Origin of the sequence: Acinetobacter sp. WU_MDCI_Abxc222, assembly GCF_025514755.1 — a bacterium.
In the GTDB taxonomy this organism is placed as follows: domain Bacteria; phylum Pseudomonadota; class Gammaproteobacteria; order Pseudomonadales; family Moraxellaceae; genus Acinetobacter; species Acinetobacter geminorum.
In genome coordinates, this window is the sequence record NZ_JAHPVG010000005.1 from 52,745 (window position 1) to 76,782 (window position 24,038).

At 38.2% G+C, this 24,038-nt stretch carries 25 protein-coding genes and 1 other RNA gene; 11 read left to right on the forward strand and 15 right to left on the reverse strand.

Features of this window, described 5'->3' with window-relative positions:
• Window positions 1-1,836, reverse strand: a complete 1,836-nt coding sequence (locus tag KTJ10_RS09510) for an extracellular solute-binding protein (RefSeq protein ID WP_262441882.1) — start codon at window positions 1,834-1,836, stop codon at window positions 1-3.
• Window positions 1,837-1,851: 15 nt separating this feature from the next.
• On the reverse strand, window positions 1,852-5,067 hold the full coding sequence (locus KTJ10_RS09515) for a LysM peptidoglycan-binding domain-containing protein (RefSeq protein WP_262441883.1): 3,216 nt from the start codon (window positions 5,065-5,067) through the stop codon (window positions 1,852-1,854).
• A gap of 233 nt (window positions 5,068-5,300) precedes the next feature.
• Here KTJ10_RS09515 and dnaQ point away from each other — a divergent pair, with 233 nt between their 5' ends.
• The 3 genes from dnaQ to nudC all read left to right on the forward strand — a co-directional run bounded on the left by dnaQ (window position 5,301) and on the right by nudC (window position 9,197).
• A complete protein-coding gene (gene dnaQ, locus KTJ10_RS09520; RefSeq protein ID WP_262441884.1) occupies window positions 5,301-6,680 on the forward strand; it encodes a DNA polymerase III subunit epsilon in 1,380 nt (459 codons plus the stop codon).
• Window positions 6,681-6,810: 130 nt separating this feature from the next.
• Entirely contained in the window at window positions 6,811-8,454 is a 1,644-nt protein-coding gene (locus tag KTJ10_RS09525; protein ID WP_262441885.1) for a chemotaxis protein, read from the forward strand.
• The gene (gene nudC / locus KTJ10_RS09530) at window positions 8,454-9,197 is read left to right on the forward strand and encodes an NAD(+) diphosphatase (RefSeq protein ID WP_005070517.1); all 744 of its coding nucleotides are present in this window, start codon (window positions 8,454-8,456) and stop codon (window positions 9,195-9,197) included. Before KTJ10_RS09525 ends, nudC begins: the two co-directional genes overlap by 1 nt.
• 28 nt (window positions 9,198-9,225) lie before the next feature.
• Here the strand turns inward: nudC and KTJ10_RS09535 are convergent, their stop codons facing one another.
• The 3 genes from KTJ10_RS09535 to KTJ10_RS09545 form a co-directional block, all read right to left on the reverse strand.
• Entirely contained in the window at window positions 9,226-10,089 is an 864-nt protein-coding gene (locus KTJ10_RS09535) for an alpha/beta hydrolase (RefSeq protein WP_262441886.1), read from the reverse strand.
• 3 nt (window positions 10,090-10,092) lie between these two features.
• Window positions 10,093-10,800 (reverse strand): BON domain-containing protein, encoded by a 708-nt coding sequence (locus tag KTJ10_RS09540; protein ID WP_262441887.1) that lies wholly within the window; start codon window positions 10,798-10,800, stop codon window positions 10,093-10,095.
• Between the two features lie 79 nt (window positions 10,801-10,879).
• Entirely contained in the window at window positions 10,880-11,281 is a 402-nt protein-coding gene (locus KTJ10_RS09545) for a YraN family protein (RefSeq protein WP_002117648.1), read from the reverse strand.
• 209 nt (window positions 11,282-11,490) lie between these two features.
• On the opposite strand from KTJ10_RS09545, the gene rsmI reads away from it, so the two are divergent.
• Window positions 11,491-12,327, forward strand: a complete 837-nt coding sequence (rsmI, locus tag KTJ10_RS09550; protein WP_170248931.1) for a 16S rRNA (cytidine(1402)-2'-O)-methyltransferase — start codon at window positions 11,491-11,493, stop codon at window positions 12,325-12,327.
• A gap of 99 nt (window positions 12,328-12,426) precedes the next feature.
• The gene (locus tag KTJ10_RS09555) at window positions 12,427-12,813 is read left to right on the forward strand and encodes a hemin receptor (RefSeq protein ID WP_262441888.1); all 387 of its coding nucleotides are present in this window, start codon (window positions 12,427-12,429) and stop codon (window positions 12,811-12,813) included.
• A 2-nt stretch (window positions 12,814-12,815) separates the two neighbouring features.
• On the opposite strand, the gene KTJ10_RS09560 is transcribed toward KTJ10_RS09555, so the two are convergent.
• Window positions 12,816-13,706, reverse strand: coding sequence for a LysR family transcriptional regulator ArgP (locus KTJ10_RS09560; protein WP_262441889.1), 891 nt, complete (start codon window positions 13,704-13,706; stop codon window positions 12,816-12,818).
• Window positions 13,707-13,811: 105 nt separating this feature from the next.
• Between KTJ10_RS09560 and KTJ10_RS09565 the strand changes: the two genes are divergently transcribed.
• The gene (locus KTJ10_RS09565) at window positions 13,812-14,414 is read left to right on the forward strand and encodes a LysE/ArgO family amino acid transporter (RefSeq protein WP_262441890.1); all 603 of its coding nucleotides are present in this window, start codon (window positions 13,812-13,814) and stop codon (window positions 14,412-14,414) included.
• A 56-nt stretch (window positions 14,415-14,470) separates the two neighbouring features.
• On the opposite strand, the gene KTJ10_RS09570 is transcribed toward KTJ10_RS09565, so the two are convergent.
• Window positions 14,471-15,112 carry a cation transporter gene (locus tag KTJ10_RS09570; RefSeq protein ID WP_170248927.1) on the reverse strand — a complete coding sequence of 214 codons (642 nt, stop codon included), beginning with the start codon at window positions 15,110-15,112 and terminating at the stop codon, window positions 14,471-14,473.
• A 65-nt stretch (window positions 15,113-15,177) separates the two neighbouring features.
• Here KTJ10_RS09570 and KTJ10_RS09575 point away from each other — a divergent pair, with 65 nt between their 5' ends.
• A complete protein-coding gene (locus KTJ10_RS09575) occupies window positions 15,178-15,579 on the forward strand; it encodes a Cd(II)/Pb(II)-responsive transcriptional regulator (protein WP_262441891.1) in 402 nt (133 codons plus the stop codon).
• Between the two features lie 38 nt (window positions 15,580-15,617).
• Here KTJ10_RS09575 and KTJ10_RS09580 read toward each other — a convergent pair whose 3' ends face one another.
• The 5 genes from KTJ10_RS09580 to KTJ10_RS09600 all read right to left on the reverse strand — a co-directional run bounded on the left by KTJ10_RS09580 (window position 15,618) and on the right by KTJ10_RS09600 (window position 20,565).
• The gene (locus tag KTJ10_RS09580) at window positions 15,618-15,869 is read right to left on the reverse strand and encodes a hypothetical protein (protein ID WP_002117665.1); all 252 of its coding nucleotides are present in this window, start codon (window positions 15,867-15,869) and stop codon (window positions 15,618-15,620) included.
• A 207-nt stretch (window positions 15,870-16,076) separates the two neighbouring features.
• Window positions 16,077-17,309, reverse strand: a complete 1,233-nt coding sequence (locus KTJ10_RS09585; protein ID WP_262441892.1) for an FAD-dependent monooxygenase — start codon at window positions 17,307-17,309, stop codon at window positions 16,077-16,079.
• Window positions 17,306-18,514 carry an FAD-dependent monooxygenase gene (locus KTJ10_RS09590; protein ID WP_262441893.1) on the reverse strand — a complete coding sequence of 403 codons (1,209 nt, stop codon included), beginning with the start codon at window positions 18,512-18,514 and terminating at the stop codon, window positions 17,306-17,308. The genes KTJ10_RS09585 and KTJ10_RS09590 overlap by 4 nt, the downstream gene beginning before the upstream one ends.
• A 31-nt stretch (window positions 18,515-18,545) precedes the next feature.
• Entirely contained in the window at window positions 18,546-19,868 is a 1,323-nt protein-coding gene (gene pepP, locus KTJ10_RS09595; RefSeq protein WP_262441894.1) for a Xaa-Pro aminopeptidase, read from the reverse strand.
• Window positions 19,869-19,935: 67 nt separating this feature from the next.
• A complete protein-coding gene (locus tag KTJ10_RS09600; RefSeq protein WP_130173730.1) occupies window positions 19,936-20,565 on the reverse strand; it encodes a UPF0149 family protein in 630 nt (209 codons plus the stop codon).
• Window positions 20,566-20,629: 64 nt separating this feature from the next.
• Here KTJ10_RS09600 and KTJ10_RS09605 point away from each other — a divergent pair, with 64 nt between their 5' ends.
• The 3 genes from KTJ10_RS09605 to ssrS all read left to right on the forward strand — a co-directional run bounded on the left by KTJ10_RS09605 (window position 20,630) and on the right by ssrS (window position 21,848).
• Window positions 20,630-21,190, forward strand: coding sequence for a hypothetical protein (locus KTJ10_RS09605; RefSeq protein WP_002117619.1), 561 nt, complete (start codon window positions 20,630-20,632; stop codon window positions 21,188-21,190).
• Window positions 21,187-21,471, forward strand: a complete 285-nt coding sequence (locus tag KTJ10_RS09610; protein ID WP_005070547.1) for a cell division protein ZapA — start codon at window positions 21,187-21,189, stop codon at window positions 21,469-21,471. Before KTJ10_RS09605 ends, KTJ10_RS09610 begins: the two co-directional genes overlap by 4 nt.
• A gap of 192 nt (window positions 21,472-21,663) precedes the next feature.
• A non-coding RNA gene (ssrS, locus tag KTJ10_RS09615) (6S RNA) lies at window positions 21,664-21,848 on the forward strand.
• Between the two features lie 131 nt (window positions 21,849-21,979).
• Here ssrS and KTJ10_RS09620 read toward each other — a convergent pair.
• The 3 genes from KTJ10_RS09620 to KTJ10_RS09630 form a co-directional block, all read right to left on the reverse strand.
• Window positions 21,980-22,300 carry a hypothetical protein gene (locus tag KTJ10_RS09620; RefSeq protein WP_262441895.1) on the reverse strand — a complete coding sequence of 107 codons (321 nt, stop codon included), beginning with the start codon at window positions 22,298-22,300 and terminating at the stop codon, window positions 21,980-21,982.
• Window positions 22,301-22,393: 93 nt separating this feature from the next.
• Window positions 22,394-22,507 carry a hypothetical protein gene (locus tag KTJ10_RS09625; RefSeq protein ID WP_002117788.1) on the reverse strand — a complete coding sequence of 38 codons (114 nt, stop codon included), beginning with the start codon at window positions 22,505-22,507 and terminating at the stop codon, window positions 22,394-22,396.
• 112 nt (window positions 22,508-22,619) lie between these two features.
• Window positions 22,620-22,964 (reverse strand): hypothetical protein, encoded by a 345-nt coding sequence (locus KTJ10_RS09630; protein WP_182917487.1) that lies wholly within the window; start codon window positions 22,962-22,964, stop codon window positions 22,620-22,622.
• A 240-nt stretch (window positions 22,965-23,204) separates the two neighbouring features.
• Between KTJ10_RS09630 and KTJ10_RS09635 the strand changes: the two genes are divergently transcribed.
• Window positions 23,205-23,789, forward strand: a complete 585-nt coding sequence (locus tag KTJ10_RS09635) for a 5-formyltetrahydrofolate cyclo-ligase (protein WP_202732823.1) — start codon at window positions 23,205-23,207, stop codon at window positions 23,787-23,789.
• Window positions 23,790-24,038: the final 249 nt, after the last annotated feature.

The window sequence follows — 24,038 nt, forward strand, 5'->3', positions numbered from 1 at the left end:
TTATTGTTGATGTAGATATTTGGCAACTTTTTTGGCTTTGTTTGTATCACTCCACCAATATTCTATCCCAGAAGAAAGTGCTGGTTTAACTTTAGGTTGTTGATACATATTCCAATAAGCATACCAGTTTTCACCTTTACCATAAGTTGGGATTTGATAATAACCAGCTCTAAGCAATCGATCGAGAATGCGAGTATAAATAATCTGTTGTTCACGACTTTTACTCGCAACGAGTTTTGAAATCACTTGATCAATCACTGGATTGCGAATTCCCGCATAATTGTAATTTCCATCCTGAGCTGCGGCTACACTCCCCCAAAACTGAGTTTGTTCATTTCCCGGATTTAGAGATTGCGGCAAATTCATTGTGGTCATATCAAAATCGTAACGGCGAGTCCGTTCTAAATATTGCGGAGCATCAACCTGACGCAAATTAACTGCAATACCTAATTTTTTTAAGCTACGAATAAAAGGTAGAAGTGTTCGTTGTTTACCATCTTGCTGAATTAAAAATTCGAGCTGAACTTTCTTTCCCTCAGGCGTAAATAGCTGCCCTTCTTGAACTTTATAACCAGCTTGTATCAGTAATTGCCGTGCAGTTAACAAATTCTGACGGTTAAATCCACTCGCATCTGACACTGGGTATTTCCAGTTTGCTAAAACACCTTGCTGCATGAGTGGAGATAACTTAGGCAATAACGGCTTTAACAACTCTAATTCAGCTTTTGAAGGTCGGCCTGTTGCTGCTAATTCACTATTTTCAAAATAACTTTGTAGGCGCTCATATTGTCCATAAAACAAAGCTTTATTTTGCCATTCAAAGTCATACGCATAGGTTAAAGCTTGTCTAAAACGAATATCATTTAAAGGTTTTCGTCGTGTGTTAAACACATAGCTTTCAGTGGCAATCGGGTTATGGTGACGAAACTTATATTGAGTAACCAACCCTGCTTTTACGGCTGGAAATCGATAATCTGTTACCCATTTTTTAGGATTAGTTTCTTCATGCAAAGTGTATTGCCCAGATTTAAATCCTTCAAAAGCAATATCCCAATTTCGATAATAAACATATCTCAAGCGGTCAAAGTTATAACGCCCCTTATTAATAGGCAAATCTTTTGCCCAATAATTTGGGTTCCGTTTATAACTAATGCTTCTGCCCGGATCAACTCGTTCAACTACATATGGCCCCGAACCAATAATCGGTTGTAAGGTAATTCGGCTAAAATCTCTTTTTTGCCAATCTGCTTTTGAATAAATGGGTAAGGTTGCCAAAATGAATGGCATTTTAGGGTTATGGATAGACTTAAAACTAAACTTTACTTGATAGGCGTTTATTATTTCTGTTTTTGCTAAATCAGCAAGGTACATTTGCAAACCTAAATTAGATTTAGTCTGATAAGCATCAAAACTAAATTTAACATCTGCCGCAGTGACTGGCTGCCCATTACTAAAACGCGCTTTAGGGTTTAAATAGAAAGTCACTGATTGCGTTTTTTCTGGGTCATAACTCACTTTCTGAGCCAAAAGCGGATATAAAACTCCAACCTCATCAAGTGAGTGAGTCATTAAAGTATCAAAAAGATAATTCACGCCTTCTGTAGCATTCCCTTTCCCATTCATACTATTGAGGTTATCAAAAGTTCCTTGAGCTGCCTGACTTAATAGGCCACCCTTAGGTGCATTAGGATTTGCATATGGCATAGCCATCATTTCTAAATACTTAGGCTTAGAATGAATCGCTATATATGAAGTGGTTTGCTGTGCAGAAAAAACACTATGGGAAATGACACTGAGCCCGACTAGCAGGCTCAGTTGAAAATTTAATTTATGCATAAATGACTAATTATTTTACAAATTAGGCACTTTAATCACATCACCAATGCGAAGCTGAGTAGAAGGCGTTAAATTATTCAGCTCAGCCAAGAAATTGGTTTCTAAACCATATTTACTCGCAAGGCCGATCAAGGTATCGCCACGCTTCACCTTGTATTCCACCACAGTTTTTGGAATCACAATATTTTGACCGCGCTGTAAATTAGCATTTGCTTTTAATGCATTCATTTCAGCCAGTTCACGCACTGAAATACCTGCACGGCTCGCAATACTATTTAAAGACTCACCAGATTTAACCGTATATCTTTCAGTGTTTTTTCCAGCCACAACTGTTTTAGTTGAAGACTTAGTATCTGCTTTAGCCGTTTCAATTGTAGGGACATCACCCGTTAGCTTTAAGCGCTGCCCTACACGAACGCTACTGGTGCGTGAAAGGCCATTTAGTGAAGCAAGGTAGTCCAACTGTAAATGGTAGCGATTAGCGATATTTCCTAAGCTATCACCAGATTTAACTGTATAAGTTTCTGGTGTTTCTTCTTTAGTATTTTTAGAAGATTTAGTTGGTGCTTCTTCAACATCACCTGTCAATTTTAGACGTTGACCAGCACGCAAACCAGCAGTACGAGACAAACCGTTCAGGTCAGCCAAATAGCTTGTTTGCAAATTATATTTATTCGCAATCGCATTTAAACTATCGCCCGACTGTACAACGTATTGATCTGGAACACTTAAACCCGCTGGTACCTTTAAAGTTTGACCAAGCTGTACATAGCTATTTGCTTTTAAGTTATTTAATTCGGCTAACTCAGCTAGGCTAATTTTTGATTTAGTTGCAATACTAGATAAAGTATCACCACGTTGTACTTTATAGCCTTCTGTTTTATAAGAAACGCTTGCCGATGCTTTCTCAGATTTACTAGAAGCCTTAATTTCAGCAACTTCATCTACAGAAATATCTTGGGTAGGCACATTAATTTTTTGGCCTACCATTAAGTTACTGCCCGCAGTTAACCCTGGAGTTAATTCAGCAAGTTCCTGATTCGAGAGCGCATAACGATCTGCAATTAATTTAAGGTATTCACCGCGCTTCACAGTATAGCTTTTAGTTGCTATACGTTTTGCACTTGCCTGAACTGCTTTCGGTTCTGCTTTAGCACTTGCGCGACTATTTTTTGGTTCTTTTAACTGAAGTTTTTGCCCAACAAATAAGCCATCAGTCACTGACAAATCGTTATATTCAGCCAATTGTCTTACTGACAAATTAAACTGGTTTGCCACACCGCTTAAGCTATCGTTAGCCTGAACGACATATACATCTGGTTTAGCTGTGCTTTTTGAAGTCGTTTGAGTTTCTTGTGGCTTAGCGTCATAAAGATAAAGCGTTGAACCAACATATAACGTCTTTTCAGGATCAATCTGGTTCCACTTAGCAACATCGCGCCAGTTTACGCCGTTTTTCATCGCAATAACGGCTAAAGTATCACCCGGTAAAACTGTATAGGTACTGCGTTTGCCTTTTGGCTGCACAACCACTACATCTGTATCTGTTTTAATATAAGGTTTGTCTTTATTGCGACGCCCATCTTCAGAGTTAGCAACAGTCACGTCTTCAGCTAAAGTTTTTGGATATGCAAAACCTTTACTTACTTCTTTACCTTGTTGCTCTGCAACTGACTGGCTTGTTTGAATCGCAGTTAACTTAATTTTGCCATCATAAGGATCAACAATTTCTGTTCCTTGTGGTGCAATAGCTTTTAACTCGGCAACTACTTGATCTTTTTCAGCCTGCGTTGGTTGTGGCTCTAGAGCTTGCTGAACTGTTTCTTTCTCACCTTCAGCTCGAACTGCCGCTAAAATCTTTTCACGTTCTGCAGCCGAGATTGGTGGCTCTGTCTTCACTTGCTTAATATTTGCCGCAGGTGTCACAGCAACAGGAATACGTGGAGCACTTGGTACATCAGCCGAAGCTGCAAACGCAGCTAAAGCATCAGACCCACGAGGAGTTGAAGTTTTTACCGTGGTAGAGCTACTCGTTGTTCTAGTAGGTGTTGACGGTTTAACTGGTTGAACCTGATTTGCAGGCGTGGTTTTAATTGTCACAGATGTTGAAGCACTTACATCTGGCTTAGATGGTGAAGTCACATTTGCCCACCAACCTGAACCACCGCCTGACTTCATACCTTTTAATTTATTATCAATTGAAGGACTTAAATCTGCTGGAATCAAGATACGCATTGGACTTGCAGGATCCACCATCTCACCACGATATCCCGGGTTTAATGCATAGAGTTCCGAACGGCTTAATCCAGCTACAGAAGCAATTTCATTTAAAGATAAAGGTGCAGATAAAGTTACTTCACGGAAATGGGGTCTATTTGCAATTGGTGGTAAAGAAATACCGTAAGCTTTTGGATTTTTAATAATTTGGGCAACAGCCAAGAAACGCGGAACATAGTTCATGGTTTCTTGAGGTAATTTTAAAGACCAATAATCAGTTGGCAAACCTGCTGCCTGATTTCGGTTAATCGCTTGTTGAATACGTCCCGGTCCAGCGTTGTAGGCTGCTAAAGCAAGCTCCCAAGAACCGAATTGATTATATAAGCTTCCTAAAAACTCATAGGCAGCACGAGTCGACTCAACAACATCTCGACGGCCATCATACATACCAGTTTGCTTTAAGCCATAAATACGGCCAGTACTCGGAATAAACTGCCATAAACCTGCTGCTGCGGCACTACTAGTTGCAGCTGGGTCATATGAACTTTCAATTACAGGTAAGAGTGCAAGTTCTGTCGGCAAACCACGGCGTTCAGCTTCTTTAACTGTATGGTACAAATAACGACTTGCACGGGCACTTAAACGATCAAGATAAGGCTGACGAGAAATAAACCAACTACGCTGAGCTTCAATACGTGAATCCCAATGGTTCAAATCCATTTTGAAACCAACAGACATACGTTTCCAAACATCACCATGCTTTAAAATAAGCAGACGGTCGCCCTCTACAGCACGCATATCAGTTGCTGAAAGTAAGTCTTCTAATGAATCAAGACTACTCGCATCTAAATAACCTGCACCACTGACCTGTTTCGATTTTGAGGTTTTTGCAGATTGCGGAGTCGATGAACAGCCTGTTGTAATACCCAACGCAGCTAACGCAGAGCTAAGTACGGTAATTTTAAACAATGATGCTGCAGATGGCTGCCACACAAATGTGGTTGGTTTATACATAAAAACTTCCAAACAACTCGCGTAATATTTTTTTGGGGTCTGCCCACAAACCCTAGGTCTTCGATGCCATTGTAGTAAAGCATGCAAGATAGACAAGGCAATAATTTAATGTCATTTGCATGGAAATGTTACAAGAAATTAAAAAAACCTTGCTTTGATACGATGGAACCGAACTTTTTGCGTATACAATACACCATATTCAGTTCTTTTTCTTTTAGTTTAGGTTTCGATTTATGTCTCAAACAATCACACTGTATGTTGATGGTGCATGTCGTGGCAATCCAGGTTTAGGTGGTTGGGGCGCATATGTCATTACCGAGCAGGGTGAACATAAATTATTTGGCGGTGAGCCTGATACAACCAATAACCGTATGGAACTCACTGCTGCCATTGAAGGTGTTTCATTTTGCCCAGCCGATGCACATTTGATTATCTGGACAGATTCAAATTATGTGAAGCAAGGTATTACTGAGTGGATTCATGGTTGGAAAAAGAAAAACTGGAAAGATGTAAAAAATCCTGACCTTTGGCAAAAATTAGATGCTGTCTGTGCAGGTAGAAATATTGAGTGGAACTGGATTAAAGGCCATGCAGGACATCCAGGCAATGAAATGGCAGACCAGCTTGCTAATTTAGGTGCAGACAAAACTGCGAAAGAACTCAAGCAACCACAGTCTGCCACTGTATCGCAAGATATAAAAAAGCCTGAACAGGACTGGTTACTAGATGACCCTTTCGGGTTTGACCTAGCTGACGCAACTGAAGAAGAAAATATTCATCTTGAAGCAACTGAAGAAGTTGAGAGGATTATTGTGGAAGAAGAAATTATTGAAGTTGAAACTGCCGAACAAGAAATTAAGCAGCCAACCAATAATATTCATCCTCAAATCGTTGTGACCGAAGCCAAATTAAAATTACAAGGTCCTCGACAACTCATTCTCGATACGGAAACTACTGGTTTTTATTTCCAAGATGGCGACCGCATTATTGAGGTGGGCGCGATTGAGATGATTAACCGTAAACTTACGGGTAGCTCGATTCATATTTATATTAACCCACAAAAACCAGTGGGAGACTCAGAAAACATCCACGGTATCAGTGATGATTTCTTAAAAGATAAACCGCTCTATGCAGACATTGCTGACACCTTATTTGATTATCTCAAAGGTGCAGAGATTATTGCCCATAACGCAACCTTCGATATGAACTTCCTTGATATGGAGTTTAAACGCGTAGGGCTTCCTGCACTTTCTGAAGTATGTGAGGTAACGGATACTTTAGCTTTAGCGAAAAACAAACATCCGGGACAAAAAAACTCCCTTGATGCGCTTGTAAGACGTTATGAAATTCCAGCACGTGACCGTACTTTCCACGGCGCATTACTCGATGCTGAAATTCTTGCTGATGTTTACTTGGCAATGACTGGTGGTCAGGTTTCTTTTGATATAGATGCCTTATCTCAGAGTGAAAATAGCCAGCAAACAACCAATAGAAGCAGAGTTCAAATTGATCTCCCTGTAATTTACCCTTCAGATGAAGAGTTAAATACACATGAGACTTGGGTCAAAGAATATGAGGAAAAACACGGAGAACCTTGCCTTTTTGCAAAATAAATTTTTGATTCTTTAGTGTTTTTAGCTTTTCCCCTTTGCAAGTTAAGTTATATTAGTCACATAGATTTTTAGCTCAAATTATTGAGCACTATGAATATAACAATTGATTTTTTTGCAAAGGGGAACGTTTATGTCTGAGCATACGTCGATTCATTTCGATCCAACAGCTTTACTCATCATTAAACATGAAATTGATCGTTCAATAAAACTGGTTGAAGGTGCAGTAAGTACCTTAATTGAAGAACAAACTCTCCCTTTTGGTATTGATGATGCATTAGAACAGTTTAAGCAATGCACTCAAGTTCTACGCTTAATTGATGTTCCTTATCTTGCAAAAATCACTCAATATTCGACTGAGTTGATGCAAAAAATTATTGCGAATCCAGCCCAAATCAATACGGATGATGTCGTTGCCCTAAGCGAAGGCACGACCATGGTAAAGCGTTATATTGAATTTATCTGTTTGCGTGAAATACAAGTTCCACAATTTCTTCTTACGACTTTAAATAATTTAGAATTAGCTTTAAATAAGCCACTGACTACATCAGGACAAGCTATTGTTCCTTTACTTGCAAATACTTCGCTTCAACTACCCTTGCCTGAAATATTAATTAGTGAAAAAACTCAGTTCATTCATCAACTATACAAACTATCTCTACACCAATTTTTAAAAAAGACAGCATCAGCTCAGAATTTTCAAGCCTTTAAACTTATTGCAACCTATTTGGTCAGCATGGCGAACACTCAGCCAAGCCAAAAGTATTGGCAGCTCGTCAATTATGCTTTTAACCATATTGATAACCTACTTTTAAATGATTCACGCCTACGTGTACTGATTAATATTGAAAGTCATATTGCTCTATTTTTGGCAGCACCCGAAAGTTTTGAACCTAATTTAGCGGCATTCGCAGATATTTTAAGTATTGTCATCGCTCAAGAAGATGAGATTTCTCACCATATTCGTAGCCAACTTCATATTGGTGATGAAACTCCAACTGACACTCAATTACTCGTTTTAAGTCGTCATCTTTTTGGTCCTGACTTTGACACGATGCACACTGTCAGCCAATTAATCTTGGATGAAATGAATAAGGTGCGGAACGATATTGAATACAACTACCAAAATATGTCGCCTGAAAAAGCACAGCAGCTACAAACAAGCCTTTTACAACTAGCTCATACCTTTAAACTTCTAAACCTTGATGAAGCCGCATCTGCTCTTTCTCAACAAGCCAGTAGTTTAAGTCAACTTAACATTTTAAGTGACGAAAACTATGCTCAGCAGCTGATGAATAGCATTTTATCTGCCATGAACTCAATTGGTATTTTGGTACGCAATTACACGTCAAATCGTCTACAACTTAGCGTGAATAATACGGCTATTTCTTTAGATCGTCTTGATGAAGCTCACCAAGCTTTACTTACCGAGACAAAAAATTTAATTGATTTTATCTGTCAGAGTCTTACTTTGTATGCCAATGATCAGACACAAAATATTGAAGCCATTGCAGGTTCATTAAAAGAGTTAGCGGGTGCAGCCGAATTTTTAGGAAGTACGACTCAACAACATGCTTTACTCCAAACTGCCCAATTTGTTCAAGAGCAACTTGAACAAAACCAGCCTTTTAATACAAACCAAATTCACTGTATTTTTAACGTATTAGCTGGCATTGATATGTTAGTTGACAATTTAAAAAATAAACAACCTGTTCTACAATCCATGTTTAATGTAGCATTGTCGAGTAGTCAACAACTTCAAAAAAAGGCAGCTTAATGTCTGAATTATCACTTGCTTATATTTTCCATCATCAACAATTACTGGTTGACCAGAATCTCCAACTACCCAAAGTCGAAAAGTTAGCAAGTGATTTACTTTTCACTCATGATGAGCAGGTCATTGCACGTGACTTGCTTGCTGAGGAACCTATCCCCGAAGGCTTACAACTTGTTCCAATTCGCCAGCTTATTACCAGCTGGTCAAAAGAACAGTTTTTGCAAGCGAGCCGTGCTGTTCAATTACTTGAATGGCGACGTAACCATAAGTTTTGTAGCCATTGTGGACATCCAACAGAAGTTCATCCCACTGAATATGCGATGGTATGCCCTTCTTGTCGCTACCATCAATATCCTCGTGTAAACCCTTGCATTATTACCGTCATTACTCGTGGTGATGATGAAATTTTACTGGCTAAGTCAGTCCATAACAAAACCAATATGTATGGTTTGATTGCTGGCTTTGTTGAGGTTGGCGAAACACTTGAGGAGGCTGTACAACGTGAAGCCTTTGAAGAAGTAGGCTTAAAACTCAAAAATATTCAATATATGTCAAGTCAGCCTTGGCCATTCCCAAGTAACCTTATGGTTGCATTTCGGGCAGAATATGAGTCGGGTGAAATTAAGCTTCAAGAAGAAGAAATTGCAGATGCCCAATTCTTCAAAATTGATCAATTACCTGAGATTCCATTTAAAGGAAGTATTGCTCATTCAATGATTATGCAGATTACCCAAGCTGGATAATCTGCTGTGTTTTAAACGAGAGTCTCGTTTAAAACACTTCTTCAAGAAAATGTAAGATCGTTCTTTTCGTTCTGAAATAGTGACTAATAAAACTAGAAAGACTGGCCAAAATTGTAATATGTCCAGTTTTAGGAATCACAGCGATATGGCTGTGATTTCCACTCTGTCTTAAAGCCCGATCCAAATCCAACGTATTTTCTTTACCGACAAGCTGATCATTTTCAGCCATGAGCAAGTAATGTTTAATACTATTTTGATTGACGAAATAGTATGGCATCACCTCTTGATAAGAAATACTTTGATCAAAAGCATCTTCAGCTAGTGGGTCACCCTTATAATCAAAATGATAAGGTCCAGCTAAACCAAAAATCGCCTTAATATTTCCTAAACATTGAATAGGATTTGGCGTTGGGTGATAAACAGCAGACATTACATTAAATGCCCCTGCCGAATGTCCCATAAGCACAACATTTTCTGTAGAAATTTCTAGTTTGTCTTGGTTTTGATGTAAATAATTCAGTGCCTGTGTCAAGTCATCAACAAAACTCGGAAAAATATTTTTAGGAGCTAATTGATAGTTGATAACTGCAACGTCATAGCCTTCTTTAGCAAACGTTTCACCAATAAAAAGATAATCTCGCTTATTACCATGCTGCCAAGCACCGCCATGTACAAAAACAATAAGGGGCTGATGTGCTAGTTTTTTAACAGATCGATAAATATCCAAACGGTGACGCGGTTTTAGCCCATAACGAACATTTGGAACCTGTTCAAAACCATCTTTTGGCGTAAAACGGTTTAAAGCAAAACTCCCCAAATCATACAGGCGGAACTCTTTATAAAGAGTTCGCGCCTGTTCAATTTTGCTTTGTAGTTGTTCAATCAGATTCATATATTACTGTGCATTCGAAGCTGGATCTGTTTGGTCAGGATCAATTGCAACAGGAGTTTGAACTGTTGGTTGAGCAATGACGTTATTAATAATTGGTGTAGTTGTTGCACTAGCAGTATTTGCTGCTGGTGCAGGTGCTAAATCAACGTTATCAATGAGCGTCACTATTTTGGTCACGTTACCTACTTTTTGTAGCACATCATTCAAATCATTAATTTCTGCAGTGTTCAATCGACCCATTACATAAAGTACGCCGTCTTCCGTATGTACCAGCACTTTACTATCAGACACTACAGGTGCTTTCATTAATAGAGCACGTGTATTTGCAGTTACACCAGCATCTTGCATGATCGTGTTATAGCTGACCTTATTACCCACAGTAATGTAATTATGTACAGCTTTTACATCACTCATGGCTTTAAGATTGTCTTCTGCCAATTGTTTCAAGTATGGGTCTGGCACTTGTCCTGTTAATAAAACAGTACTATGGAAACTTTCGATATTAATACGTGATTGTTTAAAACGCTGATCAAGCTTATAGAGGTTAATATTCGCTGTACGTTTAATTGAAGAATCAATGAATACCTGACCTAAGCTACGTACACCACTATCTGTTCCGACTGGAGCTGTACCTGTTCCACCAGAAATAAAACTTGCGCAACCTGACAAACTTGCGACACAAAGCGCTGTTACAGCAATACGTTTCAACACTCCACCAGACTCCTATCAATCTCTTCTTGGCTTGATCATAAAACATCGGTTTTAATTTGCTCAAAAGAGTAATGAACTCTTAATCCAAAGTAAATGCATTTTCGATCCATTGCAGATCATAATGGAAATTTGAAAAGTCTTGCTGTACTGTTTTTGCAATTTTCTGTGGAAAATCAAAACAAATCACATCAAAACGACAATAAAAATCCTGATAAGATGGGTAGCGCTGTAAAAAATGCATCGCGGTTTTAATAATTTTCTTCTGCTTTGTTCTCGTTACCATTTCGCAAGCTTGTCCATAATTTCCTATAGTACGCGCCTTTACCTCAACAAAAACCAGTTCTTGTCCTCTTTTAACAATCAAATCCACTTCACCACGGCGTGAATGATAATTACTGGTTACCCATACATAGTTTTGCTTTTGCAACAGGTTTAAAGCCGTTTGCTCTGCCCATTTACCCAACTGCTGCGCTAATAGCATTCTTATCTTCCCCAAATTAAAAGTAGCACCACATATTTTGATGCTTAAATTATTTCGTTAAAACCAACTGCACTTTCCGATTTAAATTGAACAAATGAAAATCAGATCATTTTGGAAAAGCAAAGGTTGGTAGACATTGTTCACGCCCAAATCATAATTTCGGGTAAACTACCCCATTAAAATTGTTTATCTGTACGGAGTAAAACCAAATGAGTGCTCAGTTATTCGTTGTAGCCACCCCAATCGGGCACTTAGATGATATGACTTTCCGTGCAATTGATATTTTAAAATCAGTTTCTATTGTAGCTGCCGAAGATACACGTCAATCAGCACAATTATTTAAGCACTATAATATATCGACTCAACTTACTGCATGTCATGATCACAATGAAAGTAATAAAATTGAGCAGTTAGTTCAAAAATTACTTGCAGGCGATGACATTGCTTTAATTAGTGATGCCGGTACACCGCTTATTAGTGACCCTGGTTTTAAGTTAGTTCGAGCTGCTCAAGAACATGGTATTAGGGTTGTTCCAGTGCCTGGCGCATGTGCTGCAATTGCCGCTCTAAGTGCAGTAGGCCTACCGAGTGATCGTTTTAGTTTTGAAGGATTTTTGCCATCAAAAGCCTCTCAACGTATTTCTCAATTAGAAAAACTCAAAAATGAAACTCAGACCTTAATTTTTTATGAAGCGCCCCACCGTATTTTAGAGTGTGTAAAAAATATGGCTGAGGTATTTGGTGAAGACCGACCTGTAGGTTTCGCACGTGAAATTACCAAAACTTTTGAAACCATCAAAAAAATGACTTTAAAAGATTTGGTCAGTTTTATTGAAAATGATCACAACCAAGAAAAAGGCGAAATTGTTCTTGTAGTTGGGGGTGCACCAGAAAAGACAGATCTGGAACAAGAAAAACTAGATGAGCTTTTAAAGCGTTTACTTCAAGATTTATCTGTTAAAGCGGCATCTCAACTGGCTGCCGATTTAACAGGTATTAAGAAAAAAGTTGCTTATCAACGTGCGCTTGAGTTAACCCAATCTTAATCTTTTGATTATGCACAGTGATGAACAATAAATAGTCTTCATCATCACTGTGCATAAATTTTGCATAATAATATTAAAGATAAAAATAAGAGTATTTACATGACTGTACAGCTTGGAAAACTTGGGCCGCATGAAGAGTGTGAACTAGAATTATTACTTTTAGGCGAGAAACCTATCGCTTTATTTTATGATCTATTACCTACCGAGTTTTTAGAGCATCTCGAGCAAGGCACTTTATCTATGCTGAGTAAAGATATTGAAACCTCTTTACCTTTACCATTTTCAATTATGCTGATCCATAAAAATGCACCTTTAGCAGATTTAGATGAACTTGTGTTATGTATTGAAAAATCACTAAAGGAAACTGAACTCGAAGATCGCTTAGAGCTTGACCGTAGAATCGGACAACTTTTAGGTTACTCAACACAAGATATAGAGTTTTATATTCAGCATGTTTCAAATTTTTATGCCCGCTCACGGACTTAAATTTATCTCAAGATATGTTTTGCTGACCGAACAATCGTCTCGGTTAATACATCAAGTTGCTGCGACTGTCTTTTCCAGTGGTGCCAATATAAAGGAACATCAAGTTCGGCTTCAGGCATAATATCAACAAGTGTTCCATTTTCGAGTAGTGGCTGAACCTGCAATTCGGGCACCATGCCATAGCCTAAACCTAATTGAATTGCTTTGACGAAAGCATCTGTTGCTGGAATAAAACTATAAGGATAACTTTGCATCGGTAAACCGTATCCTTTTAATAGAACCTCTGAATGCATTAAATCTTTATGATTAAAAATAACTGCTGGTGATTTTCTTAATGCGTCTCTATTCACTCCAGCACTGAACCATTTATTTACAAATTCAGCAGAGGCCAACATTTTATAACGCATTTTTCCTAGTGGTTGAGCTAAACAACCTGACATGACCTGCTCTTCTGCCGAAATACAGGCATTGACTTGTCCTGTCTCCAATAAAGTGTGCGTGTGAGATTGATCATCAATTTTTAGTTCTAATACTATTTTTTCTTTAAAAAGCGTTTGCTGAATATTTGGTAAAAGCCAAGTAGCTAATGAATCTGCATTTGAAGCTAGAGCAATTTTATAAAATTCAGATTCTGATAATTTTCCCATCAAACCTTGTAATAAATTTTGCTCCATTAACCTCGTATGCCGTAAATGTTGTAATAAAGTTTGCCCTGCTTGAGTGAGCACACAAGGGCGGCCCCGTATAATGAGTATTTGTCCTAAATACTTTTCTAAAGCTTGTACGCGTAAGGACACTGCTGATGGCGTAATATATAAATGCTCCCCTGCCGCATCAAAACTTCCCAATTCTGCTACTGCAAGAAAGGCTTCACACTGTTTGCTATCTAACATATCAAGCCTAAATTTTTTTTAGCCAAACCTAAATATTCTTAATTTTACTTATTTCTTAATAAAAAGTCAGATAATTCCCACATCTGATTTTTTCACCTTATTGTTATGTTATCTCTTAGTATATTTTTTAAAGGTTTCGGTATTGGCAGTGGGCTTATCGTAGCAATTGGAGCTCAAAATGCTTTTGTCCTAAAACAAGGACTTAAACAGCAATATGTATTTTGGTTGTGCTTAATCTGCGCTCTGTCCGACTCAATTTTAATTGCCTGTGGTGTATTAGGTTTTGCCGAAATCATGACGGCATCACCTATCTTAATTACCGTAGCTAAATATTTAGGAGCAACGTTTTTATTAGTTTACGGTGCCAAAGCATTTTATGCTGCATTTAAGACTACCCAAAGTATGGACCTTGATAGCAGTCAAAAACAAACATTAACTCAAGCATTAGTGACCTGTCTTGCCTTTACTTGGCTTAATCCTCATGTCTATTTAGACACTATTGTTCTGATTGGTTCAGTTGCAACTCAGCTTGAAGATAAAGTGAGTTTTGCTTTGGGCAGCATTCTTGCCTCTTGGGTTTTCTTTTTTAGTCTAGGCTATGGTGCAAGATTATTAAAGCCACTATTTACCAATCCCAAAGCTTGGAAAATTTTAGATTTCATTATTGGTTGCGTTATGTGGAGTATCGCTATAACCCTCTTGTTTTAACGGCTTAAAATTAAAAAAAGGATCATAAAAAGATCCTTTTTTATTACTCTTTAGTATTAAGCTTCACTGGCAACTATAACTCTTGCCTGTTTTCTTTCTTGTTGTGACTGTTTTATAACAGCATAGCCGGAGGATACACCCAAGTATGCAATGACAAAGGCAACCAATAAATCAGGAAATACACTGCCTGTTCCAAATACCCCAACCGCCGCTAAAATTACCGCAATATTGGCAATTGAGTCATTTCTACTGCACAACCAAACAGAGCGCATGTTGGCATCACCATCACGGAATGCATAAAGCATAAGCGCGACAGAAACGTTAGCAATTAGAGCCATTACACCAATTGCCCCCATCACCATTGGTTCGGGTGAAACGCCATAAAAATACGACCAGACCACTTTCGCAATAACAAAAATGCCGAAAGCAGCCATCGTTATGCCTTTAAGTAATGCCGCAGTTGCACGCCAATATAAACTCATCGAAAGAACGACTAAAGATAGTGCATAGTTTGCTGCATCTCCGGCGAAGTCCAATGCATCTGCCCAAAGTGAAACAGATTGGGCCTTATAACCTCCCAATATTTCCACCACAAACATTAAGGCATTGATCACAAGTGCAATCCATAATGCTTTTCTAAAACGTGGACTCACCTTCTTTGAAGGAGAACATGTTGAAGCACAACCACATCCAGCCATTTTATTTCCTCAAAAACTCTTTTATAGTGATTAAAAACCCTTGAGTAGCTCCAGAGTCAAGTCTTATGAGTCTTTCTATTGGTCAATTATCAAAAAAAACGGATATTCCAATTGATACGATCCGTTATTACGAAAAAGTAGGTGTACTTGATCGCATCCAACGTTCAGAAAATAATTATCGTGTTTACACCGAACAAACACTTGCAGACCTTTTATTTATTAAACATTGCCGCGAATTAGATATTTCACTGAGTGATATTAAAACGTTAAAAGAAATGAAAACTCAGCCTAAACAGGCCTGCACAGAAATTGATAATTTAGTTGATAAATACTTAAAAGAAGTATCAGAAAAAATCGAACGATTATTACTTTTAAAAGAATCTTTGATTGATTTAAAACAGCACTGCTCTACCAACCGAACAGTAGATGAATGCGGGATTTTGAAAGAACTTCAAAACTCTCTTTAAAAATAAAAAAAGCATCACTCATGTGATGCTTTTTAGGATTAATGGTCGCTATGTTCATCTGGAGGAACTTCAGTAATTCTCCCCCCTCGAGCTAAAAATGCGGCAACTTCATCTTCTAGCGCTTGGCGCTGTTTTTGCTTAGCAGTCACAGTCAGTGTTTCTGCCTCAGCAATATCAGTATCATTAATACTGCTTGCTTCTTCATCAGCTGCACCGCTTTCAGCTGCCTTCGCTTCATCTTCATCTACAGCAGAATCTTCTGCATCTTCATAATCATTGATATCTGACATTTTTCACTCCCCAGAATGATTTCTATTGCATCATCGCTATGGTCCTAAGACCTCAGAAATTTAGCAATCTCTTTGCATTTAGCAAAGAGCCAAATTGGTCAAATGTGTATCTTTTTCAACCCAATTGGTAATGATATATAAATGATTGTTTAAAAAATATCTACTGATATTTATTTAGACCAGTAGAGCATAAACTTCGTAATTATTTTAACGACTATACTGGGTGTTTTGTAAAGACCCTAAACCGTTTGCTTGTTGCATAAAACGCTCTTTTAAGAAGGAAATTTGTTCAACTTGCTTGAGTCCCACATTCCGAGCCCAGATAAATGGAAATAGCTCACTACTTTCCAACCAGCCAATTGCTGACATGCTATGCATCATTGCGTCATTTTCGCCTTTACGACGATGCTCATAACGTAGTAGTGTCTGTTCATTTGCCCATGCACCACGCCCTAAGTCATGTAGTAATGCATCACAGAGTACGGCTGCATCTAAACAACCAATATTTACGCCTTGTCCAGCAAGTGGATGGATAACATGTGCTGCATCCCCAATTAAAGCTAAACCAGCTTTCACATACTGTTTTGCGGCGCGCGCTTTGAGCGGGAATTGTGCTCTTGAACGTACATCTAATACTTCACCCAACATATGTTGGCTTTCTCGGGTTAAAAGCTGCATAAACTCATGATCGGTTAAAGCAGAATATTCATCGGCATAATCATCAGGTAGTGTCCAGACAATTGACTGCCAGTAGCCATTTTCACTTTCTTCAAGACTAGCCATCGGTAAATAGGCTAAAGGCCCTGTAGGTAAGAAAATTTGACGAGCAACATGATTGTGGGGTTTTGATGTTTTAATGGCACAACTAATCGCTGCTTGCTTGTAATCTAAGGCATCTAGGTCAATAAAGGCTTGTTCACGTACAAATGAATTGGCACCATCTGCACCAATCAGCAGTTTTGTTTTAAGTGTCGTACCATCTGCCAATTGAATATGCCAACACCCAACTCCCTGCTCAATCCGAGTCACACGAACTTGAGTGCGATAGTCTGTTAACTGTTCAAGCATTTTTTGCTGAATGGCAACATTCAATACACTTGGCTCAACCATAGAACCTAAGGACTGTTCTGGCATTGGTCTTTGTACAGACTCATGGCCGAAATTAATTTCACCATAGCCATTCAGATTCCACACTTGCATGCCTGTATATGGCATTTGACGTGCTAGATCATCCCAAACATTGACAGTTTTAAGTAAATGAATGGTCGCTTGGCTCAGTGCTAAAACACGCGGGTTCATCACACTTAGTGTTTTTTCAACATCCAGTATAGGAGCAGCATCAAGCACAGTAGGCTGTACACCACCTTGCGCAAGTAATAAAGCTGTTAAACCACCAACCAGTCCACCACCAACAATGACAACATCTAACACTTCACTCATGCTTTTAGCCCCATTGCATAGTTCGCTACCAGTGGTTTAACACCTGGAATGACATCAAATGCAATTAATCCCGTATTACGTATTAATTTTAATAATGGATTTTGGTTACTAAAACCACGAACCACGGTGTCACAGAACTTAATCACTCGTTGTTGATCTGACAAACGAGCTTGTTCATAAGCCAGTAAATTATCTGGGTTACCGATATCGTCAGAAGCGGTTAGCTGGTTTACTAAATAACGCACTAAAACATCCGCATCACGTAGACATAGGTTAAAACCTTGTCCTGCAACAGGATGGATTGTATGCGCTGCATTACCCATCAAAATAACACGACCTACAGCTTGTTTATGTGCGAGCACTTGTGAAAGCGAATAACTAAAGCGTTTGCCGGTTTTTTCAAATTTACCAGCTCGGTCACCGTAAGTTTGTTGTAAAGCACTTAAGAAATGCTGATCATTTTCATCGCCTAACCACTCACTTTCAGTGCCTTTTTTAACAGGCCATACAACCGAACGGCGATATTCACCCGGTAAAGGCAACAACGCTAAAGGACCTAATGCACTAAAACGCTCAAAACCTACTTGCTCATGGGGTTTTGAAGTCTGGACGGTAGTGACAATTGCAACCTGATCATAATCATGAACATCAACACCGACGCCAATTGCCTGACGACAGAAAGAGTCACGTCCATCTGCGGCGATTAATAGTTTTGATTCAAGTTTTAAAACCTCATCACTACGCTTGGCCTCAATATGTACTTGCTCAGCATCTTGAGTTAAAGCAGTCACTTGAACACCATCAATCAGCTCAATCAAAGGTTGCTGACGTACTTGAGTCAATAAAACACGACCCAGCCAAGCATTTTCAATCACCTGCCCAAAGCTTTCTACTTTTTCTTGTTCTGCAATTAATCTTGCCTTACCAAAACTGCCTTGTTCAGTAATGTGAACTTGTAAAATTGGAGTCGCGTGCTGCTGTAATGCATCCCATAACCCTAGCTTCTGATAGATCTGGACGCTACGACGTGATAAAGCCGTATTACGCGCATCAAAACTGGAATGATAAGGGGCAACATTTTGATCATCATAGTTTGGGTATTTCACAGCTTCTAACAGCTTTACTGCAATATTAGCCTTCGCCAGCATGAGTGAAAGGCTAAGTCCAACCATTCCCCCACCTACAATAATCACTTGTTGTTGCATCGAGTTGTGCTCCTTTGGCGAATACGTTTAATTATGATTTAGCTTGCGCCATTAAATGTTCAATATCTGCAATATTTTTAACTACATCAGCAGTTAAAACTCGTGGTCCTTTCGAGGTTGCGACCACATCATCTTCAATACGAATACCAATACCACGCCATTTTTTATCTACAGTTTCATCGTCTGGTGCAATGTATAGGCCGGGTTCAACGGTAACGACCATACCTTCTTCATATTGACGCCAATCTTCACCTTTTTTGTAAGACCCGACATCATGTACATCCATTCCTAACCAATGGCCTGTACCATGCATATAAAATTGACGGTATGCTTCGTTTTCGATAAGTTCGTTAACATCACCTTTGAGTAAGCCTAAAGCAACTAAGCCTTCAGTTAAAATTTTAACAGCTACTTCGTGAGGCTCACGGTACGAATTGCCAATGCGTACTGCATCAATCGCTGCATATTGAGAAGCCAATACAACTTCATATAATGCTTTTTGTTCAGCACTAAACTTACCATTGACCGGAAAAGTACGGGTAATATCTGAGGCATAGAACTCATATTCACATGCAGCATCAATTAAGACTAAATCACCGTCTTTAAGAAGTTGGTTATTTTCAACATAGTGCAAAATGCAGGCATTAGCCCCACCACCAACAATACTGTTATAAGACGGGACACAGCCGTTTTGCCCAAATATATAATTGAGCTCGGCTTCAAGCGCATATTCCATCATACCTGGACGCACCATTTGCATCGCGCGGGTATGTGCCTGAGCACTAATTTTTGAAGCGGTTTGCATCAGCTCAAGTTCTTGTGGTGACTTGATTAAACGCATTTCATCAATAATGCGATCAAGTTGAACTAATTGGGCTGGAGCACCTTGATGTCGATGCTCAGCATCTGCTTTTTTAATCCACTGGCTCACTCGTGCATCAAACGCAGCATTTTGCCCAATCCGATAATAAAGGCGTTCTTTATTTAATAACTTTTCAATAATTTCTTCATCAAGCAGATCAATTGCATAGGCTTCATCTGCATCATAGTCTTCGATTGCACCGTCAATTCCGGCACGGTAACCGTTCCAGATTTCCATCTCGCGGTTACGCTCACGGCAAAAAAGACTATAGCTATAGTCAGTTACATCCTCAAAAGTTTCAATAACTGCAACTGCCTCAGGCTCAGCAAAGCCCGTCAAATAGAAAAAACTACTATCGGCACGGAATTTATAATCCGCATCACGATTACGGTACATCTCCTCACGCGTTGCAATAATTGCAATACTGTTAGGACCCATTTTTTCTGCTAAACGGTCTCTACGATGTTGAAAATCAGCTTGAGGCAATTTCATAATGATCTACTTGATTTAGAATTTTAAAGTAAAAAAATAAAATACAACCAATAACACATCGCCTCAATTAGCTTGGACGATGTGGTGTGAACATTTCTACAATATTCTGATCTGTACCTAGAGCAGCATTTTTACTTTTTGCATGAAAGTTTTTCAATAAAGAACTTTCAGCTACAGTGATTTTTTTTCTACCAATCGACAAGCTTACAGGGATCAAGCGTACAAATTCATACAATTCTTCGTAGCTGCTTTCGCCTTCCTCATCATTGTCAGAATCTTCAAATTCTACTGCAGCAACATCTTGAAGGTGTTCAATCAATTCGCGCTCATCACCACGAACATGACCCGATGCCAAACCGAAACCTAATACAACACCCGCACACCAATCAGATAGTGCTTGCACACGCTCTTGAAGTAGATGTTCATCATCTGGAAGCATTGGTAAATAATCTAATTCATCTTCAGATAAAGCATGAACCACATCTTCTGCTTCGTCAGTCAAAAGCGCTAAAGCATCTTCACTTAACTCTGGCACATTAAGGGTTGTTAAAATTTGTGACCATTCTTCACGCGTAGGCGCTTCTGTCACACAAACAATACCTGTTAATAGACCATGTAACTCACTAGGGCTTGAAATTTCTTCAATTCCTTCAAAATGAGCGTTCCAATCTGTCCAGCCTGAAATATCGTCTTGCATTCGTTTATCCAATCTCTATACTTTGTATATATTACCTTTGATTGCAATTCTGTGCGACCTCGTTATGTTAGAACAATTACAGCGGCTACAAGCGCATATTAGCGTTTTAAAAACACGCTTACATCATTTAGAGAGTGAACATGCGGCACTCTCAGAAGCTAAAGAACTGGCTGAAACAGAGCATCACGCACAAGTTGTGCAAAAAAATAGTATTATCACTAAAAAACAAGAGGAAATTGAGTCGGTAACTGAGCAACTTTCTCAGTTAAAAGGCCAATTTCAACAATTGAATCAAGATGCTAACACACTTGCCGAACGTTATAGCCGATTAGAAAAAAGTACGACTGATTTAAAAAATCGTTTTCAAGAAATTCTTGCAGAACGAAATGAATTACGTGTTGCAAAAGAAAAGTTACAAGCCCATCAGCGTCAAACCCAACAAGAGCTGCATGATTTACAACAAGATCGTGACCGTTTGTTACAAAAAAATGAGCTTGCCAAATCAAAAGTTGAAGCCATTATTCAGCGTTTAGGAATTTTGGGCACTGCTCAAGACCAACACGCTCAAGAAATCCAGCAACTTGCCCATCCTAATGCTGAAACTGGTGAGGAGATCCAATCATGAGTGAACAAGTCATGGTAGAGCTTAGGCTGATTGAGCAGACTTTTAGACTTGCCACTACCTCAGATAAAAAAGATGAACTTGAACGCGCAGCACAACTTCTCAATGAGAAATTTAATGACATGCGCCGTAGTGCCCCACGTGTTGAGCACAACAAACTAGTCATTATGGTCGCTCTACAGTTAACTCAAGAAGTGCTGAGTCTTAATAAATCTTTGCAGGAATACACTCACTGTGAACGCCTACTACAAACAATTTTAGAAGATGTGGAACAGGTTATTTAACAAGCTTTGATTACCACAAAATGCCTTGCTCTATAAATCATAGGTGCAAGGCTTTTTTATTTTTGACTATTCATTACGGTTGAATATCGTTTTATCCACGTTCAATGTACAAAGCTTCATCAAACGCAAACTAAGTTTACAGTTCCATAGACTCAAGTGATTGCCAACATAGTCAGATCGGTTATACTTAAGCTATCTCTGGGATGTTCGCCAGCGGGTCTATTCCCCTGCCGATACTTAAACTTATGGATTGCGTTCTGTATATTTAGAGTGTATGCCTACCTTCGAGTAGGAAACCCAGCAAGTATACGTCGCGTCCACCTTGAACTCGTCGGGTTCAGGGTAACGACACATGCAGCGGCATCTTCGGAGCATTTATTTTTAGTTAAATAATAAAATTCAGAACACTCATCCTTTCATACAGACCTGTCAGTACGATACTTCTCTCAAGCATTCAATAATTCATAACATTATTATTTTAGAGATCAATGAATCTCTGCCGTCAAAGTTACTTTTCTTTTCTACTCAGGCATTCTTGATACCAAGCTGTTTGAAAATCTTCTATCGCTTTTCTTTTAAAGAAGCTGGTCTTGAATACTTTGGTTGAGTAAGCAGAAGTAATTAAATCTTGATAAAGTTCTTTTGCCTTTGGATCTTCAAGGCTGTTCGCTATATGCTGCAAGTCTTCAGATGGGACTTTTTGTTGACGCGCTTCCATGACAGTATAAGAAACTTTCTTTACCACATTACAAATTTCGGGATCACTTACACTTTCATCGGCATAACAACCCAAAGCTAAAAAACCAAGAAAAAATAATTTAAACTTCATATACCTACCTTATTTTTATAGCTTTAAATTAATTACAGAATTTTATCTTTAACAAAGAAATAGGAAATTGATCCCTATTTCTTTTAAAGGTGTTTATGCTGGATTAATCACATAAAAATAAATAATTAGACCTACTAAAACGGTTGAAGCGATCGTTAAGTATGTACCAACCGTATTAAAACTCTGTAAGAACTTTAAGATTTCCATATCTAAATCCCCTAAACTTTCACTTATAAAGACAGAAGAAAATTTATCACAATACAATAACGCCAATCAATTCACACTTATCTTATTTTTTGAGATTAAATTCAATACAAAATTATTGAGTGCATCTAATCGCAAAAGCATCCTTATAATAGTCAGTCGCACTTTTCAAATCCGCTAATAATTTCTCTTCGGTATAAGGTTTAGGCGAAATTTTTATTAAGGCAGGCATATATTGGGTCTTATAAACTTCTGGATAGTCATGACATAAGATTTTGACTCTAACTTCTTGAGGCGTATTCGGGTTATCTAGTTGATCTAAAAACTCTCCTATTTTACGATCCGATTCTTCAAATTGAGCTTTATAATCAACTTCCGCCGCTTCAGGTTCGGCTTGTTTCGTACATCCACCAAGTAGCAGACCAGCACTTATTGTAATGGTTAAAATTTTCAACTTCATAGGCTTAACAATTCTGCATTAATCTTTTAAATATACTTAACCTTATTAAATGTAAAGAAATACTGACAATACGTAAAGAAATAGAATTTTTAATAGTTAAACACAATAGATCAGAACAATTTATGACTACTCCTCTAACGAATTTAAGTTATTTTCGAATTACCCTTCTATTTCCATAAAACAGTGGAAAAATAGGTATAATTTTGCACGACTGATCTTTAATCTTAGTTAGATTTATACATGAATGAACTCAGCTTTATTAGAAAAAATTTAAGATCTAAAAGACGTTCTTTAAGCTCATTTGAGCAAAAACAGGCTCAGCTTAATGTTCTTCATCATCTAAACATCCTCCCTATTTTTCATTCTTCCAAAAAAATTGGTTTATATTTGCATGCCTTTGGAGAAGTTCACACAGAGCTTCTCATAGAGTTATGTTTTAAAAAGAATAAACAAGTTTATTTACCTATGATTTGTTCTATGAACCAACGTTTAGTCTGGGTAAGAATATCTAAAAACCAATATGTAAATCGACGTTTTTCTCATCATCCATTGGGTATGAAAGAACCCATGGCAACAAGAGGAAAACATGTATCAAAACTTGATTTACTGTTAATGCCACTTTTAGCTTGTGATCAATACGGTACGCGTATTGGTATGGGAGGCGGCTATTATGACCGTACATTGGCTAGTGCAAAACATAAGCCTTATCGTTTAGGGTTAGCTCATCAATTTCAATTTATTGAACATACTTTAAAACGTCAAAGTTGGGATCAACCCTTAGATGCTTTACTCACCCCTCAACATATTTATTATTTTAAAAGATAATATTTATAGAAAATTAAAATTAGTCTTAAGTTTTTAATGCCCCTAAAATCATAAAAGTAACCACCCTAAGGATGGTTACTTCTACGTGACAGACCGATTTACCAACTTATATTAACATGGCTATTTAACGTTCAATATTAAATAAGTTTTGCATTATTGTTATTATACAATGCCGACAAATGACATAAGAAAATGGTTGTTTTCCATCCAAACGTCTTTTTTACTATATGAATATTTCATAATTATTAA

Bases quoted from the DNA above. Each gene is read 5' to 3' on its own strand.
- KTJ10_RS09510 (WP_262441882.1), bottom strand. From the start codon at position 1,836: ATGCATAAATTAAATTTTCAACTGAGCCTGCTAGTCGGGCTCAGTGTC.
- KTJ10_RS09515 (WP_262441883.1), bottom strand. From the start codon at position 5,067: ATGTATAAACCAACCACATTTGTGTGGCAGCCATCTGCAGCATCATTG.
- dnaQ (WP_262441884.1), top strand. From the start codon at position 5,301: ATGTCTCAAACAATCACACTGTATGTTGATGGTGCATGTCGTGGCAAT.
- KTJ10_RS09525 (WP_262441885.1), top strand. From the start codon at position 6,811: ATGTCTGAGCATACGTCGATTCATTTCGATCCAACAGCTTTACTCATC.
- nudC (WP_005070517.1), top strand. From the start codon at position 8,454: ATGTCTGAATTATCACTTGCTTATATTTTCCATCATCAACAATTACTG.
- KTJ10_RS09535 (WP_262441886.1), bottom strand. From the start codon at position 10,089: ATGAATCTGATTGAACAACTACAAAGCAAAATTGAACAGGCGCGAACT.
- KTJ10_RS09545 (WP_002117648.1), bottom strand. From the start codon at position 11,281: ATGCTATTAGCGCAGCAGTTGGGTAAATGGGCAGAGCAAACGGCTTTA.
- rsmI (WP_170248931.1), top strand. From the start codon at position 11,491: ATGAGTGCTCAGTTATTCGTTGTAGCCACCCCAATCGGGCACTTAGAT.
- KTJ10_RS09555 (WP_262441888.1), top strand. From the start codon at position 12,427: ATGACTGTACAGCTTGGAAAACTTGGGCCGCATGAAGAGTGTGAACTA.
- KTJ10_RS09560 (WP_262441889.1), bottom strand. From the start codon at position 13,706: ATGTTAGATAGCAAACAGTGTGAAGCCTTTCTTGCAGTAGCAGAATTG.
- KTJ10_RS09565 (WP_262441890.1), top strand. From the start codon at position 13,812: ATGTTATCTCTTAGTATATTTTTTAAAGGTTTCGGTATTGGCAGTGGG.
- KTJ10_RS09570 (WP_170248927.1), bottom strand. From the start codon at position 15,112: ATGGCTGGATGTGGTTGTGCTTCAACATGTTCTCCTTCAAAGAAGGTG.
- KTJ10_RS09575 (WP_262441891.1), top strand. From the start codon at position 15,178: ATGAGTCTTTCTATTGGTCAATTATCAAAAAAAACGGATATTCCAATT.
- KTJ10_RS09580 (WP_002117665.1), bottom strand. From the start codon at position 15,869: ATGTCAGATATCAATGATTATGAAGATGCAGAAGATTCTGCTGTAGAT.
- KTJ10_RS09585 (WP_262441892.1), bottom strand. From the start codon at position 17,309: ATGAGTGAAGTGTTAGATGTTGTCATTGTTGGTGGTGGACTGGTTGGT.
- KTJ10_RS09590 (WP_262441893.1), bottom strand. From the start codon at position 18,514: ATGCAACAACAAGTGATTATTGTAGGTGGGGGAATGGTTGGACTTAGC.
- pepP (WP_262441894.1), bottom strand. From the start codon at position 19,868: ATGAAATTGCCTCAAGCTGATTTTCAACATCGTAGAGACCGTTTAGCA.
- KTJ10_RS09600 (WP_130173730.1), bottom strand. From the start codon at position 20,565: ATGCAAGACGATATTTCAGGCTGGACAGATTGGAACGCTCATTTTGAA.
- KTJ10_RS09605 (WP_002117619.1), top strand. From the start codon at position 20,630: ATGTTAGAACAATTACAGCGGCTACAAGCGCATATTAGCGTTTTAAAA.
- KTJ10_RS09610 (WP_005070547.1), top strand. From the start codon at position 21,187: ATGAGTGAACAAGTCATGGTAGAGCTTAGGCTGATTGAGCAGACTTTT.
- KTJ10_RS09620 (WP_262441895.1), bottom strand. From the start codon at position 22,300: ATGAAGTTTAAATTATTTTTTCTTGGTTTTTTAGCTTTGGGTTGTTAT.
- KTJ10_RS09625 (WP_002117788.1), bottom strand. From the start codon at position 22,507: ATGGAAATCTTAAAGTTCTTACAGAGTTTTAATACGGTTGGTACATAC.
- KTJ10_RS09630 (WP_182917487.1), bottom strand. From the start codon at position 22,964: ATGAAGTTGAAAATTTTAACCATTACAATAAGTGCTGGTCTGCTACTT.
- KTJ10_RS09635 (WP_202732823.1), top strand. From the start codon at position 23,205: ATGAATGAACTCAGCTTTATTAGAAAAAATTTAAGATCTAAAAGACGT.